The following is a 17,560-nucleotide window of genomic DNA, read 5'->3' on the forward strand; positions in this document are numbered from 1 at the left end:
CATTCAGTGCGAAGTGTGACGTGAACTCCCGCTGTTTTTCAGGCCTTTTCAGCCCTATTCAACCCCTGTGTCGAGGGTCTGACCGGCGACGATGCCGCTCGGGTCGGCCCCGATGCGGTCCTTGTTCTCGGCGTAGAGGGCACGCCATCCGCCGTCGAGGCCAAGGGAGTCGGCGATGGAGGCGAGCGAGTCGCCCTCCTGGACGGTGTAGGTGCCCGCGGCATGCCGGCCGGCCGGGGAGGAGGCTGTGCTCTTCGTCGCAATCTCCTCGGCGCTGCCGCCGCGGTGCTTGCCGGAACCGAGGGCGCCGACGTCCACGAGGGCCGAAGAGCTGCCCTGCTGCCACGACTTGTCCGCTTCGTCCTCTTCCGGGCTGACCACGGGCGAGTTGTCGGAAGGCTGTGCGTCCTCCGCGGCGGATCCCTTGGAAGGCGAAGAGTTCTTTTTGCCCGACTTGGCCGAACTGTCGCCATTGGAGGCGGTGGCCGACGGCGAGGGCGTGGCGGACGAACCGTCCAGCGCGCCGAGCAGACCGGAAGACTCCCCGGCGCCCGACGAGTCGGAGGAACCAGACGATCCGGACGAACCGGATGATGTCGACGAGTCGGATGCCGAGGGCGAGGGCGTCTCGCTCCCCACGCCCGTGTCGACGTCGGCCGCACTCGAGTCCTTGCTGAGACCGCCGAGCAGACCGCAGGTGGGCCAGGCGGCGATGCCCTGGTCCGCGAGGAGCTTCTCGGCCACGGCTATCTGCTGGTTACGGCTGGCCAGGTCCGCCGTCTCGGCGTATTCGAGGCCGCCGTACTTCTCCCAGTTCTCCTGGGACATCTGGAGGCCGCCGTAGTAGCCGTTGGCGTCGTTGGCGCTCCAGGAGCCGCCACTCTCGCACTCCGCGACCCGGTCCCAGGTGGTGCCGGTGGCGGCGCTCGCCCCGGTTGCTCCGAGCAGTGGGATCGCGATGGCGGAGCCCGTCACACCGGCCGCCACAAGGAGAGCGGGAGCCTGACGGGGGCGACGGTGACGACCGTTCCCGGAGAGCATGAGGGGACCTTTCCCGAGACAGCAAATACCGGCGCGGCGAGTGGTGCGGGGCACCGCGCTGGTCCGTGAACGTATAGGGGTTCGATCACTTGTCACAAGTTAATGCCGCGTAGATCACGTGAGGATCACAAACTTGAGGACTCGTCATGTTTACCCGCTCCATGCGGGGACAGGCCGGGCCTCTCGGTCGATTACCGGACGGGCGTGAACTCCACGGGCAAAGTACGCAGTCCACGCATGATGAGGCCCCCGCGCCACCGCAAATCAGCCGAATCGACCGCCAGTTGGAGATCCGGGAGGCGGGTGAGGAGGGTGGCGAGCGCGGTCTGGCCCTCCAGGCGGGCGAGCGGGGCACCGAGGCAGTAGTGGATGCCGTGGCCGTAACCGAGGTGCTGATTGTCACGGCGGGACAGATCGAGCACGTCGGGGTCGGCGAACCGCTCCGGATCCCGGTCCGCGGCGGCGAGCACGACGAGCACCGGGTCACCCGCGGCGATGTCCTGCCCGCCGATCCGCAGGGGTTCGGTGGCGAACCGCCAGGTGGCCAGTTCCACCGGGCCGTCGTACCGCAGCAGTTCCTCCACACCGGTCTCCAGGAGGCCCCTCTCCTGCCTGGCCAGGGATTCCTGCAGCCGGTCGCGCTGCTCGGGGTGGGTGAGGAGGGCGTAGGCGCCGTTTCCGATCAAATTGACGGTGGTTTCGAAACCTGCGAACAAGAGGATGAAGGCCATGGCCGCGGCTTCGTTCTCGGTGAGGTGCTCCCCGTGGTCGGAGGCGCGGATGAGCGCGGAGATGAGGTCCTCACCGGGAGGGGGCTCGTCGGGCAGCGCTTCCCGCTTCCGGTGGATGAGCTCGGCGAGATAGCCGCGCATCTTCTTCACGGACCGCGCCACCCCGCCTCGCGGCCCGCCGCCGTGACGGATCATCATGCCCGCCCAGTCCCGGAAGTCGTCCTGGTCCTCGCGCGGGACGCCGAGCAGGTCGCAGATCGCGTAGATGGGGAGCGGGAAGGCGAACTCGTGGATGAGGTCGGCGGTGCCCGTGGCCGCGAAGCCGTCGATGAGACGGTCGGTCAACTCCTGCACCCGGGGGGCGAACTCGGCGACCCTCCTGGGCGTGAACGCCTTGCTGACGAGCCGTCGGAGCCTGGTGTGGTCCGGTGGGTCGATGTTCAGCAGATGCGTCATCAGCTCCGCCTTGCGTTCCCCCGGAATACCGGTCTTGCCCTTGGCGTGCGCGGGCTCGTCGTGATGCGCCGGGTTCTTGCTGAGCCGCTGGTCGGCGAGGGCCTGCTTGGCATCGCCGTACCGCGTGACGAGCCAGGCCTCCACCCCACTGGGCAACCGGGTCCTGTGTACGGGGGCGTGCTCCCGGAGCCAGGCGTAGGCGGGGTAGGGGTCGGTGGCGAACTCCCAGGTGAAGAGCTCGGGGGCGGGGGAGGTAGGGGAGGCGGGGGCGGCGGGGGTGGCGGGGGGCTGGTCGGTCACTCCTTGACGTTATCCGGCGGGGTGGGGGGGTGTTCTCGTTGCCGTTTCCCTCACGTGCCGAGGGCCCTCCCTCCTCCCACCTGCCAGGCCCCTCCCCCACCCAACCGGCGCTACTTCCCCCCTCTCATCCCCTCAGCCCCCCTGACCCCTCCACCTCCCGGATCGCGTCCCGATACACCCGTGCCGCAGCCCTCAGCGCCGCCTCCGGGTCGACGCCCTCGGCCTCGGCGCGGGTGGCCAGGGCGAGGAGTTCGTAGCCGATGCCCTCGGTCTTCGGGAGGGGGACGTCCAGCCCCGCCGTCCGCACCCTCGACGCCAGCTTGGCCGCGAGGGCGAGGCCGGGCTGGCCGAGGGGGATGCCCTCGGTCACCGAGGTGCGCTGTTTCTCTATCGCCTTGGTGCGCAGCCAGTGGGCCTTGACCTCTTCGGGGGTGCTGGCCGTCTCGTCGCCGAAGACGTGCGGGTGGCGGTGGATGAGTTTGGCGACGATGCCACCGGCGACGTCGTCGACGGAGAAGGGCGCGTCCGGGTCCTCCTCGGCGATCCGGGAGTGGAAGACGACCTGGAGCAGCACGTCCCCGAGTTCCTCGCGCAGTTCGTCGCGGTCGCCCTCCTCGATCGCCTCGACGAGTTCGTACGCCTCCTCGATGCCGTACTTCGCGAGGCCCTCGTGGGTCTGCTGGGAGGACCACGGGCACTCGGCGCGGATGCGGTCCATGACCTGGACGAGGTCGAGGAGCCGGGCGCCGGGCAGGTCGTATGAGGCGGGGAGCAGCTCCAGCGCGGGCATCTGCACGCGTCCGGATCCGGCGAGGCGGGCCAGACCGTCCGTGAGGGCCGGCTCGCCCTCACCCGTGGCCACCACGACCACCGTGTATCCGCCCGCGCACGCTCGGACCAGTTCCTCCGCGGTCGGGGCCGTCTCGTCGACCGGTATCCCCGCCTCCCGCAGATACGGCAGCTGAGGGTGGGCACCGTCCGCGCACAGAACACGGTCCGCTTCGTGCAGCGCCTGCCAGGCGGGCCAGGACAGCAGGCCGGGGGCGACGCGGTGGCTGGTGGTGAGCAGGACGATGCGGCCGGGGGCGGACGCCGGGTCGGTGTCCTGGTCGGGGGCGGGCTCGAAGCCGGTTGCGTTCACAGTTCGAAGCTAACGCACGGCGCCGACGGGGCGATCGGGTTGTCCACAGGCAGGGGGTGGCGGGGTGATCGTACGATCATCCGCCCGCCGCGCACTCTGCCTGCTGCGCCCTTTTCCGCTGCGGCTCCGTTCCCTGCGAGCTCTGGTCGCTACGCGGTCTGTTCGCTCCCCGCCGCCGTGACCTCCCGTACCCACGGGGTCTTGGCGTCGACGCGGGTGCTCTTCTTGACGTCCCAGGTGCCGTAGCGCGGGTTGAGGTCGACGTCGAGTTGCCTGGACGCCTTGCTCAGGGCGTTCCAGAAGGCGGGGTCGCTGGTGTCGGTGCCGAGCTTCCCGGCGAGTTTCTGGGCCTCCAGCTGGAGGCGGAGGTTGTCGTCGAGGCGTTCGGGTGCGATGCCGTACCGCTGGAGCCAGGTCGTCTCCAGGCCCTTGGCGCCGCCCGCCTGCTCCTCCAGGCCGGACCGCAGCTCCTGGACCTCCTTGCGGGTCACGGACACGCCCGCGTCGGCGGCCGCCCGGTGCAGTACCCGGTCCAGGACCATGCCGTGCAGGACGTCACGGGTGAGAGTGCCGGTCTTGGCGATGGCCTGCTTGTACTGCGTCTCGTCCGTGACGGCGGCCCGCTGCGCGTCACGCACCTCGGTCACCCGGTTCTCCAGCTGGGAGACGGTGATCCGCTGCCCGCCGACGACGGCCGCAGCGCCGGGATGCGCCTCGTTTCCGCAGGCGGTGAGCAGGGGTGCCGCGGCGGCGAGGGCGGCGGAGAGGACGAGCGCGGTGCGACGACGGCGGTGCAAGGAGGCCTCCCGAGGAGATTGTGCGACGGTGCACAAGGTCTTGCGGTGATCGATGGTAGGCAGGGGACCGGCTCTGGCCAACCCATTCGACCAACGATTCGCCGGGACTTCGGGCACCGCCGCGCATTCACCGCACGCACGCGCGCGTGCCGGGGTCAGCCGGTGATGGCCACCGGGCCGTCCCAGGCGTCGCGGTCCACGGTGATCGTGTAGCCGTTCCGCGTCTCCTTGCTGTTGACCATGTACTGGTGGCCGCGGCTGTGATCGGTGTACTGGGTCTTGCCGAACGGCCAGTCCGCCGTCGTGGTGTTCTGCTTGTCCCACAGCGCGTACCAGAGGTTGCCCGGCAGGTCCGTCTTGTCGGTCGCGTTGGCGATCGCCTTGGCACTGGAGCTGGTGAAGCCGTAGTAGCCCGCGCGGTACGTCTTCGCGCGCAAGGTCTTGTCGAAGGCGCGCACATAGGTGAGCACGGCGTCGTTGCACGCCTTGTTCGTGATGTCGTACGCCTCCATGTCCAGGTAGATCGGGCTGCCGGTCTTCATGCCGAGCGCGGAGGCCTTGGCGACCGCGTCCGCGCCGTCCTTCGCGCCCAGGGAGGCGGCGGTGGAGGCGGTGAGCTTCTCGGGGCTGGAGCCGGTCTGGCAGGGCGGCTGGGCGCCGACGTAGAGCGGGATGAGCTTCCAGCCGGCCGTGCTGACGGACTTGACCCAGGAGGCGGTGAGGTTGGGCTGGGCGCAGCCGCGGTTCTTGCCGCCGACGTAGACGGCGGCGGCGCCGTAGAGGCCGCCCTTCCATGCCTTCATCGCGGACAGGGAGGGGGCCGCGCAGGTGTCGAAGGCGCGGCCGGTGTACGTCTTCTGCGCGGGCCAGGTGGTCGCGGCCATCGAGCTCTGCGCGGCGAGGCCCGCGCCGGCGACCACGGCGGCTCCGGCGACGCCCCACGTGATGTATCTGCGCTTCTTCGACTGCCGATGGCTGGACCTGGACGACATGGACTACCCCACCCCTGGATGTGCTGTTGCTCGTGCCGGTGATCGTGCCGTGATTGTGCTGTACATGCGTACTTGGTGGAAACGAAGCGTAGAGCCAAGCGGCGGGGCCTTGTGACCCGCCCCTAGCCCAGCCCCTAGCCCCGCACCTGTCCCAGCCACTGGAGCGTCCGGCGGACCTCCACCGCGAGCGGGTGACCCGGTCCCTGGACGCGCTCCACGTCGTGCAGCAGCCGCACGAGGGTGTCGTGGGCGGCGGCCCGGTCGCCGACGGCGAGCAGGAGGTGGCCGATGCGGCGGCGGACGTCGTGGGCGAGTTCGGGGTCGCCGGCCACGTACTGGTTCTCGTAGTACGGCAGCAGGGCCCGGTACTCGGCCAGTGCGGCCGCGGGTTCGCCGAGTTGTTCCAGGCACTGGGCGGCGTCGTAGCGGAAGCGCAGGGACTGCGGGTCGGCGTGGCCGGCCTCGGTGGCGCGTTCGTCGGCGAGGCGGCGCAGTTCGGGCAGGGCGCGCCGGTACTGGCCGTCGTCCATGAGGGTGGCGGCGTACTGCTTGCGCAGGGTGCGTACGACCGGGGAGTTGGCGCCGTGCTGTTCGGCGGCCGCGGGCAGGATGGCGCCGAGGATGTCGACGGCCTGGGTGATGCGGCCCTCGCCGAGGAGCTGCTTGACCTCGTCGACCGCGCGCGCGACGTCCGGCTTCTCGGCCTTGTCGGGGGCGGGTGAGACGGGAGCGGGCTGGTGCGCGGGCGTACGCGCGCGGTCCGGCCAGGGGGCGTGCGGACGGAGGAAGGGGCGTGTGGGGTCCAGGGGTGCTCCGGTGGGCGTTCCGCGCGCGGGCAGGAGCAGCGCCAGGTCCTCGTAGACGTCCTGTGCGGAGGCCGGGCGGTGCTGCGGGTCCTTGGCGAGCAGCCGCAGGACGAGCGCTTCGAGGGCCTCGGGGACCTCGGGGCGGGTGCGGCGCACGGGCAGCGGAGGCTCGTACAGGTGCCGGTGCAGTACGCCGAGCGCGGTGGAGCCGGCGAACGGGACGTCGCCGCTGAGGAGTTCGTGGAGCAGTACGCCGAGTGCGTACAGGTCGGTGTACGGGCCGACCGCGCCGCCCATGGCCTGCTCGGGCGCCATGTAGGCGGGCGAGCCGATCGGTGAGCCGGTGTGGGTGAGGCGGGTGGTGTCGGTGTCCATGACGGAGGCGACGCCGAGGTCGAGGACGGTGACCGTGCCGTCCTGCTTCACCATCACGTTGCGCGGCTTGAGGTCGCGGTGGACGATCGGCACGGCGTGCACGGCGCTCAGTACGGCGCACAGTTGCGCGGCGACCGCGACCGCCCACTGCCAGGGGTACGGGTCGTGCTCGGCGAGATGGTCGGAGAGGTCCGCGCCGTCGACGTACTGCATGACGAGGAACAGCTCCTCGCCCTCGCTGCCCGCGTCGTGCACGGTGACGAGCCCGGGGTGGTCGACCTGCGCGGTCACCCGGCACTCCCGCACGAACCGGCGGCGCAGCTCGTCGGCCTCCTGCCCGGCCACCTTGTCGGGGCGCAGCAGCTTCACCGCCACGCGCCGGTCCAGCCGTTGGTCGTAGGCCGTCCACACCTGTCCCATGCCGCCCTGCCCGATGAGCGTGGACAGTGCGTAGCGGTCGGCGACGACACGTCCTGCCGCCGCGGTCACCTGCCGCCCTCGGGGTTGCCGTCGTGGCTGCCGCCTTGGCTGCCTTCGTGCTTGCGCAGATAGTCGCTGAGCTCGTCGAGTTCGGCGCGCACCTGGTCGATGCGGGCGGGCGCCGGGCGCTGCGGCGGCGGGGGCGGGACGACGCCGGGGCCAGGGGCAGGGGCAGGGGCAGGGGCCGGAGGAACCAGTGGCTGCGAATGAGGTTGCGGCTGCCCCTGAGGCTGTGGCTGATGCAGGAGCGTGGAGGTGTACGGCGGCGTCGGCTGCGGATAGCCGTAGCCGCTGTGGACGGTCGGGCCCTGGGGCGGCGGGTAGCCGGCGAACCGCCTCTGCTGGTGCACCCGGATGTCGATCACCAGGAAGTAGACGCTGCTGAAGAGGCCGAAGAGCATGACCAGCCCCATGGCGACGTCGGTCCGGGCGTCGCTCTCCGGCAGGGTGCCGACCACCGCGAAGCACGCGATGGACAGCGGAAGGCTCGCCCATGCCAGCACCCAGTCGACCGACCGTCCGCGCAGGAAGGCGACCCGGAGCAGCGGAGCGCAGGCGAGCAGGCCGCACGAGAGGAAACCGGCGGCGGCGAGCAGCACGCGCAAGGTGATGACGGTGCCCGAGCTGCGGGCGGGCGGCACCGCGCCGTGGCCGTACATGAACGCTCCTGAACCGGGATTCGATGTGGGGTTCGAGCGTATAGGCCGATACCGACAACCGGTCACGGGTTGTACCGAACCGTTGTCGTCCTGATCAGTCGGGCGCGACCGTTCCATCGGTGAGCCCGTCGTACATCCCGCGCACGAGCTGCTCCCCGAGCCGACCCGCGTGCCGGAGCGCACGCTCGAACTCGTCGAGCGTGCGGAAGCGTTCGCCGTAGCGCCGTTGTTCGTCGAGCGGGAGGCGGGGCAACTGGAGCCTGCGCACGTCCAGGCGGGTCGCGGTGGAGGCGTAGCTGCTGGCCTGGCGGTTGTTGGCGGTGCCGCGCAGGAAGCCGGCGAGGAACCAGGGGTCGAGCGCCGCGGGATCGGGGCGCAGCAGCACGAGGTTGCGCCCTAGGGCGGCTCCCCCGGTCGTCGCGTCGATCACGCGCGCCATCGAGCCCCCGCCGAGCACCGGTACGACGACATCGCCCACTTCGGTCAGTACGGCCTCCTCGTCGCTCTCGGGCAGCGTCCCGGAGGGGACGGTGCCGGAGAGGACGTCGTGGTCGGTGAGGACGGGCACGCGTGCGTGGCCGCCGCTTCCACCCGTGCGCAGCATCAGGGCGCCCCCGCGCGCGAGTTCGCCGATGGTGATGAGCGGCCACCGCGCGGGGTGCGCGGTGTCGGCGCGCGGCGGGGCGAGGTCCGCGGTCAGGCGCAGGGTCTCCCCGAGCAACTCGCGCACCGCCGTGAGCTGTTCGGCGCCGTCGGCCGCCGAGGGGGGCGGCAGATGGCGGGCGGGGGCGAGGTCCACGTCGTCGTCGAGGAGGTCGATGACGGGCAGCGCGCGTGCCAGACCGGGCCGTTCGGTGAAGCGGCCGGGTCGTCCGAAGGCCTGCCAGGCGTCGAGGACGGCTTCGCGCACGGTCCGCCAGTCCGCCCCGCCCCGCCCCTCACCGGCGAACTGCCCCACGTCGACGAGGAGCACCTCCGGCTGCGCGGGCGCCCTCTCCGGGCGGCGCAGCACCCACAGGTGCAGGGGGATGTTGTACGGCGGTGCCGCCCCGACCGGAAGGGCGATCACGGCGCGCAGGGCACCGCGGCGCAGCAGGTCGGCGCGGATACGGCGGCCGGAGCGGCGGGACGCTGCCGCGGGCGGCATGAGCAGGACACCGGCGCCGCCGTCCTTGAGGCGGGCGAGCGCGTGCTGGACCCAGGCCAGCTCGGACTCGGTGCGGGCGGGGAAGCCGTACTCCCAGCGGGGGTCGTAGGCGAGTTCGTCGTGGCCCCAGTTGCGCTCGTTGAACGGCGGGTGGCACAGCACGACGTCGGCGCGCAGGTGCGGGTGGGCGTCGGCGCGCAGGGTGTCGCCAGTGGCGCCGCGCACGGTGGACCAGGTGTGCAGGGCGAGTCGGAGCGTGGTGAGCGCGGCGAGTTCGGGGGCGCTGTCCTGTGCGTAGAGCTGCTGGTCGGGACGGGTGGCGGCGGCCCGCAGGAGGGCGCCGGTGCCGCAGGCCGGGTCCAGGACGGTGCGGGCGGGGCCGGCGAGGTCGGCCATGAGACCGGCCAGGTCGGCGGGGGTGAGCGTGTACTGGCGCGGGTTGGCGTCGAGGTGCCGGCCGAGCAGGAACTCGAAGGTCTGGCGGGCGCCCAGCTCGGCGGCCAGCTCGGCGACGCCGCGCAGGAGAGGGGCGGAGGGGAGGAGTTCCGGGGCGGTGGGGGTGTGGACGGCGGGGTGAACCGACTCCAGGGTGTTCACAGCGGAAGAGCTGCTCTTGACCGACGCGGTGCCCGTTGCCGACTCAGCCCCGAATCGTGGTGTGAACACCTCCCGCAGCGCCCCCGGGAGCATCTCCGCCAGGCGCTCGTCGGAGCCGGCGCTCACCTCCAGCCAGACCGGCGGGCGGTCGTGGATCAGCAGCAGGACGCAGCCCGCGTGGATCAGTGCGGTGACCGGGCCGTCGGGGTGGCCGGAGAGCTGCTGCCAGACGCGTTCACGGAGGGGGACCTCGGCGAGTTTTCCCTGCTTGCGCAGCCAGGACTCGACCTCGGCTAGCGCGAAGGAGGGGCTGGTCTCGGTGCCGCCGACGGGCCTCGGGAAGTCGGCGTGTCGGCGGCGCCAGTTGCTGACGGCCGCGCGGCCCACACCGGCCAGCCGTGCGATACCGGCGGCGGTCACCTCAGTCGCGTTGTCCTGCACCCGCCCGCTCCCCTCGTCGTACCGCACCAGCCCTGCGGCCGCGTGTGACGCCGAGCATACCGATGCACGCAAGATCCACCCATTCACGCCGTGTACCCAGTGGTTCGCGTGAATCGTGTTGACTCGGTTCACAGCCTCTGGTCTTATTGACCCAGCGAACGAGCGACTGCCGCGTGACGGTGGTCGCCCATGGCCGCACCCCACGCACAGCGCGCCCCGCATCTCATGACCTCACACCACCGCATCCCCACCAAGGAATCGCCATGCGTCGTACCGCACTCGCCGCTCTCTGCATCGCCGCCGCGGCCACCGCAGGACTCACCGGCTGCCAGCCGGGCCAGGACAAGGCCGACAGCGGGACGAGCGCGTCCAGCGCATCCGCCGCGCCGGGCAAGTCGGCCGCGAAGAAGGAGCCCTTCGCCGGGCTGACCGGCGGTGAGATAGCCGACCGGGCCATGCAGGCCACGACCGACGCCTCTTCGCTGCGAGTGAAGGGGGACATCCCCGACGACGAGAGCGGCGGCACCATCAGCCTCGACGTCCTCGCGAACAAGAAGGGCGAGTGCGCCGGCACCATCGGCATGGGCGGCAAGGGCAAGGCCGACCTGATCAAGACCGGCGACACCGTGTACATGAAGTTCGACGAGACGCTTCTGCGCGAGCAGGGCAAGGGTGAGTCGAAGGCGGACACCGACGCGGCCGTGGCCATGCTGGCCGGCAAGTGGACCAAGTCGAAGGCGACGGGCGCGGACGCCAAGGAGTTCGAGGACTTCTGCGACCTGGGCACGGTGCTCGACGGCGCCGAGGACGGCAACTCCGACGCCACCCGCGGCAAGACGGCCACCGTCGACGGGACACCGGCGATCACGCTGCACGAGAAGGACGGCAAGGAGCGCTACACGCTGTACGTCGCCACCGAGGGCAAGCCGTATCTGCTGCGCATGGACAGCACGGCCGGTGCCGACCAGGGGTCCGTCACCTTCAGCGACTTCGACGAACCGGTCCCTGCGCAGAAGCCGGCCGGCGAGATCCTGGACCTCGACGCCCTGGGCGGCTGAGCCACCGGGACCGGTGCGCCTGGGCGCGGTCCCCGCGGATGCGGCACGCTCAAAGGGCGTGCCGCATCCACACGTTGGGCTCGACATACACCGCGTACCCGCGCTCCGGCTCGCACCGCACCGGCACCAGCGCCCCGGGCACCTCGATGTCACCCTGGGCGTCGAAGGGCAGTCCGGTCCAGCGGCGCCACTGCTCCAGCGAGCCGGACACCGTCATGGAGGCCGGCGCCACGGCGTGCACCTGGGCACCGGCCCGGACGTGCACGCGCAGCCAGGGATCGTGCGGCAGGCCGTCGGGGCGTACGCGACGGGCGTACTCCTCGATCGGGGTGTGCGGTTCCAGGTGCTTGGCGCTGGGGCGGACGGGGGCGACGACCTCGCCGAAGCCCTGGGCGCGGGCGTTGTCACGCATCGCCGAGAGCATCCGGGCGGACAGCCCGTGGCCCTGGACGCGCGGATCGACGACGACCGAGATCGCGCTGACCGTGTCGGGCCGTACGCCACGGCGCAGGTCGCTGAAGGCCCACACCAGCACCTCGTCCCAGCCGCGGGCGGGCAGTTCGCCGCGGCCCTCGGTGTGGAGGGCGAAGGGCACGCTGTGGCCGTGCGCGACGACCTCGCCCCGCTCGTCCTCGGCGAACAGCACGTACTCGGGGAGTTCGCCGGAGATCCGTGCGTAGTGGGCGTTGCCCACGAGGTCCTCGGTGACGAACTCGGGCCAGCTGCTGGCCATGCCGAGAACGCGCTCCCGCATCTCGGGACGCTCGGCGAGAGTCGAAATCTTCAGCTCCATACGATCACCGTAGGCACGGCCCCGCCCCGCCGGAAGGCGCATTTCCCTCCCGCCGACGGCCCGGCCCTCAGTCGGCGTGGAACCGCGGCGGCGCCGCCGTCGGATTGCCGCCGGCCGGGAGCTTCTGGCCGGGGCAGCCCGAGAGGACCTTCTCCATCGCGGACTTCTCGGCGGCCGTGACCCACAGGTCGTACTTCTTCTTCACCGCGACCTGGGCGGCCACATACGTGCACCGGTACGCCTTGTTCGGCGGCAGCCAGGTCGCCGTGTCACCGTCCCCCTTGGAACGGTTGGTGCTCGCATCGACGGCCAGGAGGTTGAGCGGGTCGTTGGCGAGAGCTATCCGCTTGCTGGGGTCCCAGTACTTGGCCCCCTTCTGCCAGGCGTCGGAGAGCGCGACCACGTGGTCGATGTCCACCTGGCTGCGACCCCGGCGGTAGGTCACCTCCTTGCCCGAGTACGGATCCGACTCGAGCACGCCGTAGGAGACCTTGCAGTCCCCGCGGGTGAACTTCACGTCCTCCAGGTCACGTTTGAGTATGTCGTCGCGGGTGTCGCACTCGTTCGAGTCGGTGTCCGCCCACGCGGTGCCGAACTTCTCCCGCTCATAACCCGTCTTGGGGGCGCGCCCCTTCACGGTGAGCGACTCGGCAGCGCTCAGGGCCGCACCCGAACCGCCCGCGCCTCCGGTCTCCTCGGGACCGCCGGATCCTGTGGTCGTCTCCGCCTTGCACCCGGCCACGGCGAACACCAGCACGACGGCGGCCGCAGCCCCGCCCCTCAGACGCATCACGTGCGCCCCTCCCCTTGCAACCCGGTCCGCCCCCGCAGGAAGCGCCTTCCCTCGAACGACGTCACGCACACCGTAGCCAGCGGGCGCACCGCGGCATTCAGGAGGTCCAGGGCGTCAACGACCGAACGGGCGACACAGCCCCGCGGGCGGTTTCGCGTGCCCGAGGGGTCATGCCGGTGGACCGGCCGGCCACGGCAGCACCGTGAGCTCCGGCCATTCCCCCTTCCAGCGCGCGGTCTTGGCCTCGTAGACCTCTCTCGGAGCGAGCACCGGGTTGGGCCGGACCACAAGGTTGAACACGTCGGACAGTCCGTGGGGCGCGTAGACACGCCACTCACCATCGGGCTCCAGCCGCACGCCCAGACAGCACGTGGTCGCGGCGAAGCGGTCGATCGCGGACTCGGTGGAGTCGTGCGGCGGGCACGGCACTTGGAACTTCCGCTCGTACCAGAGGTGCACCCGGGCCTCGTTGCGGATCTCCACCTCGGCCTGCAGGCCGCCGAACACCTCCTGGCCTGCCTTGACCACGACGTCCTCGGCCTGCCAGGAGAGGTCGCTGTCGTCGAAGTAGAAGACGTCGTAGTCCCTGATGCCGTGGGCCGGGGGTCTGCCGGTGACCACGTTCCACACCGTCTGGAACAGGCAGCCCGCCGTCACGTACCAGCCCGGCAGGTCAAGCGTCGCCGTCCTGGCCATCACCTCGGTCAGGATCTCGTTCCGGCCGAGCGTGGAACGGAACGCGTCCAGTTGTTCCGCGAGGGGGAGTCGTCCGAGCATCCGTCCTGCCTATCACGGCCCGACTTGCCGATGCCGAGGGTCGTCCCGGGCGGGAGAGGTCCGGAGGAGAGCACTGCGCTCCAGAAGTTGCCGAGCAACAGCGGCGACTTGGCCGCGGTGGCGGAGGCCGCGGCCGGCATCCCTGGCCGCCTCGCCGTGCTCGCCGACCACACCACGGGCCGTCGGACGCCCGCGCGCGGACTGCCACTCCCCGGCGCTCCAGCCTCGGCTCTCGAAGCGCTCCACGGACGCGGCGCCGATCGCGGCGAGCGACTCGACCGGGTCGCGCCCTGAGCGAGGGGACTTGGCCGGGGCCTCCCCGCGCCGGGGAGGCGACCATGGGCGGCCGTCCCTGCAAGAGCCCGGCCGGCCGGAGACATCACCCGGCACACGCCCACCGGCAGGACCCCTGACGACGGCGCCGCGTCGCGCAACCGGCACGCCCGAACACCCGACGCCCCCGCGCCGCCCGCCCCCGACTCACCCCGTCAAGACCCCAGGATCGACGTGAGGAATTCCCCCACCCACCCCAGCAACTCCCGCCCGACCAGCGGCTTTCCGCCGACCTTCGCGGTCTTCGGGCGCGGTACCAGCACCTGGTGTGCGGCCGGCTTGATGACGGTGCCCGGGTAGAGCCGCTTGAGCCGCAGTTCCTGGGACTCCCGCAGCTCCACCGGTGCGAAGCGGATGTTGGTGCCCTGGAGGACGACCTCGCCGACGCCACACGCGCGGGCGAGCATCCGAAGCCCGGCCACCAGCAGCAGGTTCTCCACCGGCTCGGGCAACTTGCCGTACCGGTCGACGAGTTCCTCGCGTACGGCCTTGATGTCCTCCTCGGTGTTCACCGAGGCGATCGCGCGGTAGGCCTGCAGGCGCAGCCGCTCGCCCGGCGCGTAGTCGTGCGGGACGTGCGCGTCGACCGGGAGCTCGATCTTGACCTCCAGCGGCGGTTCCTCCTCGACGCCGCCCTCCAGGGAGGCCCGGTAGTCCGCGACGGCCTCGCCGACCATGCGGACGTACAGGTCGAAGCCGACGCCCGCGATGTGCCCGGACTGCTCGCCGCCGAGGAGGTTGCCCGCGCCGCGGATCTCGAGGTCCTTCATCGCGACGTACATGCCCGCGCCCATCTCGGTGTGCTGGGCGATCGTCGCGAGGCGTTCGTGTGCCGTCTCCGTCAGCGGCTTCTCCGGCGGGTACAGGAAGTAGGCGTAACCGCGCTCGCGGCCACGGCCCACCCGGCCGCGCAGCTGGTGCAGCTGGGACAGGCCGAAGTTGTCGCCGCGCTCCACGATCAGCGTGTTCGCGTTGGCGATGTCGATGCCCGACTCGACGATCGTGGTCGAGACGAGGACGTCGAACTTCTTCTCCCAGAAGTCGACGACGACCTGTTCCAGGGCCTGCTCCGACATCTGGCCGTGGGCGATGGCGATCCGCGCCTCGGGGACGATCTCGCGCAGCCGCGCGGCCGCCCGGTCGATCGACTCGACCCGGTTGTGGATGTAGAAGACCTGGCCCTCGCGCAGCAGTTCACGGCGGATGGCGGCACCGATCTGCTTCTCCTCGTACGGCCCGACGAAGGTGAGCACCGGGTGGCGCTCCTCCGGGGGCGTGGTGATCGTCGACATCTCGCGGATGCCGGTGACCGCCATCTCCAAGGTCCTGGGGATCGGCGTCGCGGACATGGTCAGCACGTCGACGTTGGCGCGGAGCTTCTTCAGCTGCTCCTTGTGCTCGACGCCGAAGCGCTGCTCCTCGTCGACGATGACCAGGCCGAGATCCTTGAATTTGGTCTCCGAGGAGAACAGCCGGTGGGTGCCGATGACGACGTCCACGGAGCCCTCGCGCAGGCCCTCCAGGGTGGCCTTCGCCTCGGTGTCGGTCTGGAAGCGGCTGAGCGCCTTCACGACCACGGGGAACTGGGAGTACCGCTCGCTGAACGTCCCGAAGTGCTGCTGCACCAGCAGGGTCGTCGGGACGAGGACGGCGACCTGCTTGCCGTCCTGGACGGCCTTGAAGGCTGCCCTGACCGCGATCTCCGTCTTGCCGTAGCCGACGTCGCCGCAGATCAGGCGGTCCATGGGGACCGACTTCTCCATGTCCTCCTTGACCTCGGCGATGGTGGTGAGCTGGTCGGGCGTCTCCACGTACGGGAAGGCGTCCTCCAGCTCGCGCTGCCACGGGGTGTCCGGGCCGAAGGTGTACCCGGGGGCCGCCATGCGCGCGCTGTACAGCTTGATCAGGTCGGCGGCGATCTCCTTGACGGCCTTCTTCGCGCGTGCCTTGGTCTTGGTCCAGTCGGCGCCGCCGAGCCGGTGCAGCGTGGGGGACTCGCCGCCGACGTACTTGGTGATCTGCTCCAGCTGGTCGGTGGGGATGTAGAGCCGGTCGCCGGGCTGGCCGCGCTTGGCGGGGGCGTACTCGACGACGAGGTACTCGCGCGTGGCGCCCTGCACGGTCCGCTGGACCATCTCGATGTAGCGGCCCACGCCGTGCTGTTCGTGGACGATGTAGTCGCCCGCCTCCAGGGTGAGCGGGTCGATCGTCTTGCGGCGCCGGGCGGGCATCCGGGCGCCGTCCTTGCCGGCCGCCTTCTGCCCGGTCAGGTCGGTCTCCGTCAGGACGGCGAGTCTGAGCGCCGGGTCGACGAAGCCGTACTCGATGGAGCCGCACGCCACGTGCACGACGGACGGGCTCAGGGATTCGAGCTCCGCGTCGAGGCGGGCCGCGATGCCCTCGCCGCCGAGCACCTCGACGGTACGGGCCGCGGGGCCGTGCGCCTCGGTCACGAAGACCGCGCGCCAGCCGTCGGCGAGCCAGCCCTTGGTGTCGGCGAGCGCCTTGGCGGTGTCGCCGCGGTAGGTCTCGGGCGCGTGCATGCCGAGCTTGAGGGTGTCCGCCTCCAGTTCGAGATCCGCGGCGAACGGCGACACCGACCACCACATCATGTCCAGCTCGCGCGCGCGGTCGCGGACGTCGGCGATCGACCACAGGGAGGCCGCGCCGACGTCGATGGGCGCCTCGCCGCCGCCCGCGGTGGCCGCCCAGGAGGCCTGGAGGAACTCCTGCGAGGTGGCCACGAGGTCGGACGCACGCGTGCGGACCCGCTCCGGATCGCAGACGACGGCCATGGAGCCCTTGGGCAGGACGTCGATCAGCAGTTCCATGTCGTCGACGAGGACCGGAGCCAGGGACTCCATGCCCTCCACGGCGATCCCCTCGGCGATCCTGCCGAGCAGGTCGCCGAGCTCCGGGTGCTCCTCGGCGAGGGCACGCGCACGTGCGCGTACGTCGTCCGTCAGGAGCAGTTCGCGGCAGGGCGGGGCCCACAGGCCGTGATCGGCGACCTCCAGGGAGCGCTGGTCGGCGACCTTGAAGTAGCGGATCTCCTCGACGTCGTCGCCCCAGAACTCCACGCGCAGGGGGTGTTCCTCGGTGGGTGGGAAGACGTCGAGGATGCCGCCTCGTACGGCGAACTCGCCCCGCTTCTCGACGAGCTCCACGCGCGCGTACGCGGCGGCGGCGAGGGCCTCCACGATCGCGTTCAGGTCGGCGGTCTGGCCGGTCCGCAGGGCCACAGGTTCCAGGTCGCCGAGGCCCTTGACCTGCGGCTGGAGCACGGATCGTACAGGCGCGACGACCACGGAGACCGGGCCGGTCTCGGGGTCGTCGGGGCGGGGGTGGGACAGGCGCCGCAGAACGGCCAGACGGCGGCCGACGGTGTCGGAGCGGGGGCTGAGGCGCTCGTGCGGGAGGGTCTCCCAGGACGGGTACTCCACGACCCCTTCCGAGGGGAGCAGGGAGCGCAGGGCGGCGGCCAGGTCCTCCGCCTCACGGCCCGTCGCCGTCACCGCGAGCACCGGCCGGCCGGCCTCACGCGCGAGTGCGGCGATCGCGAAGGGGCGGGCCGCCGGGGGGCCGACCAGGTCGACGTGCATGCGGTTGCCGTCCTGGGCCGCCGTGATCGCTTCCGCGAGGGCGGGATCCTTGACGACGGCGTCGAGCAGACCGTGCAGGCTCATTCGGGGCGGCTTTCGTCCGGGGGTTTTCGGGGGGTGGGCAACGCGAAGGACCCGACACAACGAAGGGCCGGGGGGTCTCCAGCCTACGACGGCGCCGGCCCCGCCGTCGGAGCCTGTGGACAACCCTGCCCCGCCGGCGAGTGCCCTGTGGACAACT

Annotated in this window: 14 protein-coding genes; 2 read left to right on the top strand and 12 right to left on the bottom strand. The window is 71.3% G+C overall.

The features are described from left to right. Positions 1–54: 54 nt before the first annotated feature. The 8 genes from ACGFWE_RS29785 to ACGFWE_RS29820 form a co-directional block, all read right to left on the bottom strand. On the bottom strand, positions 55–1,041 hold the full coding sequence (locus ACGFWE_RS29785; RefSeq protein ID WP_352388260.1) for a transglycosylase family protein: 987 nt from the start codon (positions 1,039–1,041) through the stop codon (positions 55–57). Between the two features lie 191 nt (positions 1,042–1,232). Next, positions 1,233–2,528 carry a cytochrome P450 gene (locus ACGFWE_RS29790; RefSeq protein WP_393602909.1) on the bottom strand — a complete coding sequence of 432 codons (1,296 nt, stop codon included), beginning with the start codon at positions 2,526–2,528 and terminating at the stop codon, positions 1,233–1,235. Between the two features lie 124 nt (positions 2,529–2,652). Beyond that, positions 2,653–3,669, bottom strand: coding sequence for a nucleoside triphosphate pyrophosphohydrolase (locus ACGFWE_RS29795; protein WP_393602911.1), 1,017 nt, complete (start codon positions 3,667–3,669; stop codon positions 2,653–2,655). Between the two features lie 149 nt (positions 3,670–3,818). Beyond that, the gene (locus ACGFWE_RS29800) at positions 3,819–4,466 is read right to left on the bottom strand and encodes a SurA N-terminal domain-containing protein (RefSeq protein ID WP_393602913.1); all 648 of its coding nucleotides are present in this window, start codon (positions 4,464–4,466) and stop codon (positions 3,819–3,821) included. 155 nt (positions 4,467–4,621) lie between these two features. Beyond that, entirely contained in the window at positions 4,622–5,458 is an 837-nt protein-coding gene (locus ACGFWE_RS29805) for a glycoside hydrolase domain-containing protein (protein WP_352388268.1), read from the bottom strand. A 134-nt stretch (positions 5,459–5,592) separates the two neighbouring features. Continuing rightward, positions 5,593–7,086, bottom strand: coding sequence for a protein kinase (locus tag ACGFWE_RS29810; RefSeq protein ID WP_393603459.1), 1,494 nt, complete (start codon positions 7,084–7,086; stop codon positions 5,593–5,595). A gap of 38 nt (positions 7,087–7,124) precedes the next feature. Then, positions 7,125–7,778: a hypothetical protein gene (locus ACGFWE_RS29815; protein ID WP_393602915.1), complete on the bottom strand. Its 654-nt coding sequence runs from the start codon at positions 7,776–7,778 to the stop codon at positions 7,125–7,127. A gap of 94 nt (positions 7,779–7,872) precedes the next feature. After that, on the bottom strand, positions 7,873–9,963 hold the full coding sequence (locus tag ACGFWE_RS29820) for an N-6 DNA methylase (protein ID WP_352388272.1): 2,091 nt from the start codon (positions 9,961–9,963) through the stop codon (positions 7,873–7,875). A 263-nt stretch (positions 9,964–10,226) separates the two neighbouring features. On the opposite strand from ACGFWE_RS29820, the gene ACGFWE_RS29825 reads away from it, so the two are divergent. Further along, positions 10,227–11,021, top strand: coding sequence for a hypothetical protein (locus ACGFWE_RS29825; RefSeq protein ID WP_352388274.1), 795 nt, complete (start codon positions 10,227–10,229; stop codon positions 11,019–11,021). Positions 11,022–11,070: 49 nt separating this feature from the next. Here the strand turns inward: ACGFWE_RS29825 and ACGFWE_RS29830 are convergent, their stop codons facing one another. The 3 genes from ACGFWE_RS29830 to ACGFWE_RS29840 form a co-directional block, all read right to left on the bottom strand. Further along, positions 11,071–11,814, bottom strand: coding sequence for an N-acetyltransferase (locus ACGFWE_RS29830; RefSeq protein WP_393602917.1), 744 nt, complete (start codon positions 11,812–11,814; stop codon positions 11,071–11,073). A 67-nt stretch (positions 11,815–11,881) separates the two neighbouring features. Continuing rightward, a complete protein-coding gene (locus tag ACGFWE_RS29835) occupies positions 11,882–12,604 on the bottom strand; it encodes an HNH endonuclease family protein (RefSeq protein WP_393603461.1) in 723 nt (240 codons plus the stop codon). Between the two features lie 171 nt (positions 12,605–12,775). Beyond that, positions 12,776–13,384, bottom strand: a complete 609-nt coding sequence (locus ACGFWE_RS29840) for a nucleotidyltransferase family protein (RefSeq protein WP_393602919.1) — start codon at positions 13,382–13,384, stop codon at positions 12,776–12,778. An 87-nt stretch (positions 13,385–13,471) separates the two neighbouring features. Between ACGFWE_RS29840 and ACGFWE_RS29845 the strand changes: the two genes are divergently transcribed. Then, entirely contained in the window at positions 13,472–13,678 is a 207-nt protein-coding gene (locus ACGFWE_RS29845) for a hypothetical protein (RefSeq protein ID WP_393602921.1), read from the top strand. Positions 13,679–13,872: 194 nt separating this feature from the next. Here the strand turns inward: ACGFWE_RS29845 and mfd are convergent, their stop codons facing one another. After that, entirely contained in the window at positions 13,873–17,403 is a 3,531-nt protein-coding gene (mfd, locus tag ACGFWE_RS29850) for a transcription-repair coupling factor (protein WP_352388280.1), read from the bottom strand. Positions 17,404–17,560: the final 157 nt, after the last annotated feature.

This window comes from Streptomyces sp. NPDC048523 (genome assembly GCF_043199815.1).
Lineage (GTDB): Bacteria > Actinomycetota > Actinomycetes > Streptomycetales > Streptomycetaceae > Streptomyces.

What these genes read in the sequence shown, in the direction of transcription:
- ACGFWE_RS29785 (WP_352388260.1), bottom strand. Translation starts at nt 1,041, where the DNA reads ATGCTCTCCGGGAACGGTCGTCACCGTCGCCCCCGTCAGGCTCCCGCT.
- ACGFWE_RS29815 (WP_393602915.1), bottom strand. Translation starts at nt 7,778, where the DNA reads ATGTACGGCCACGGCGCGGTGCCGCCCGCCCGCAGCTCGGGCACCGTC.
- ACGFWE_RS29835 (WP_393603461.1), bottom strand. Translation starts at nt 12,604, where the DNA reads ATGCGTCTGAGGGGCGGGGCTGCGGCCGCCGTCGTGCTGGTGTTCGCC.
- mfd (WP_352388280.1), bottom strand. Translation starts at nt 17,403, where the DNA reads ATGAGCCTGCACGGTCTGCTCGACGCCGTCGTCAAGGATCCCGCCCTC.
- ACGFWE_RS29830 (WP_393602917.1), bottom strand. Translation starts at nt 11,814, where the DNA reads ATGGAGCTGAAGATTTCGACTCTCGCCGAGCGTCCCGAGATGCGGGAG.
- ACGFWE_RS29805 (WP_352388268.1), bottom strand. Translation starts at nt 5,458, where the DNA reads ATGTCGTCCAGGTCCAGCCATCGGCAGTCGAAGAAGCGCAGATACATC.
- ACGFWE_RS29840 (WP_393602919.1), bottom strand. Translation starts at nt 13,384, where the DNA reads ATGCTCGGACGACTCCCCCTCGCGGAACAACTGGACGCGTTCCGTTCC.
- ACGFWE_RS29825 (WP_352388274.1), top strand. Translation starts at nt 10,227, where the DNA reads ATGCGTCGTACCGCACTCGCCGCTCTCTGCATCGCCGCCGCGGCCACC.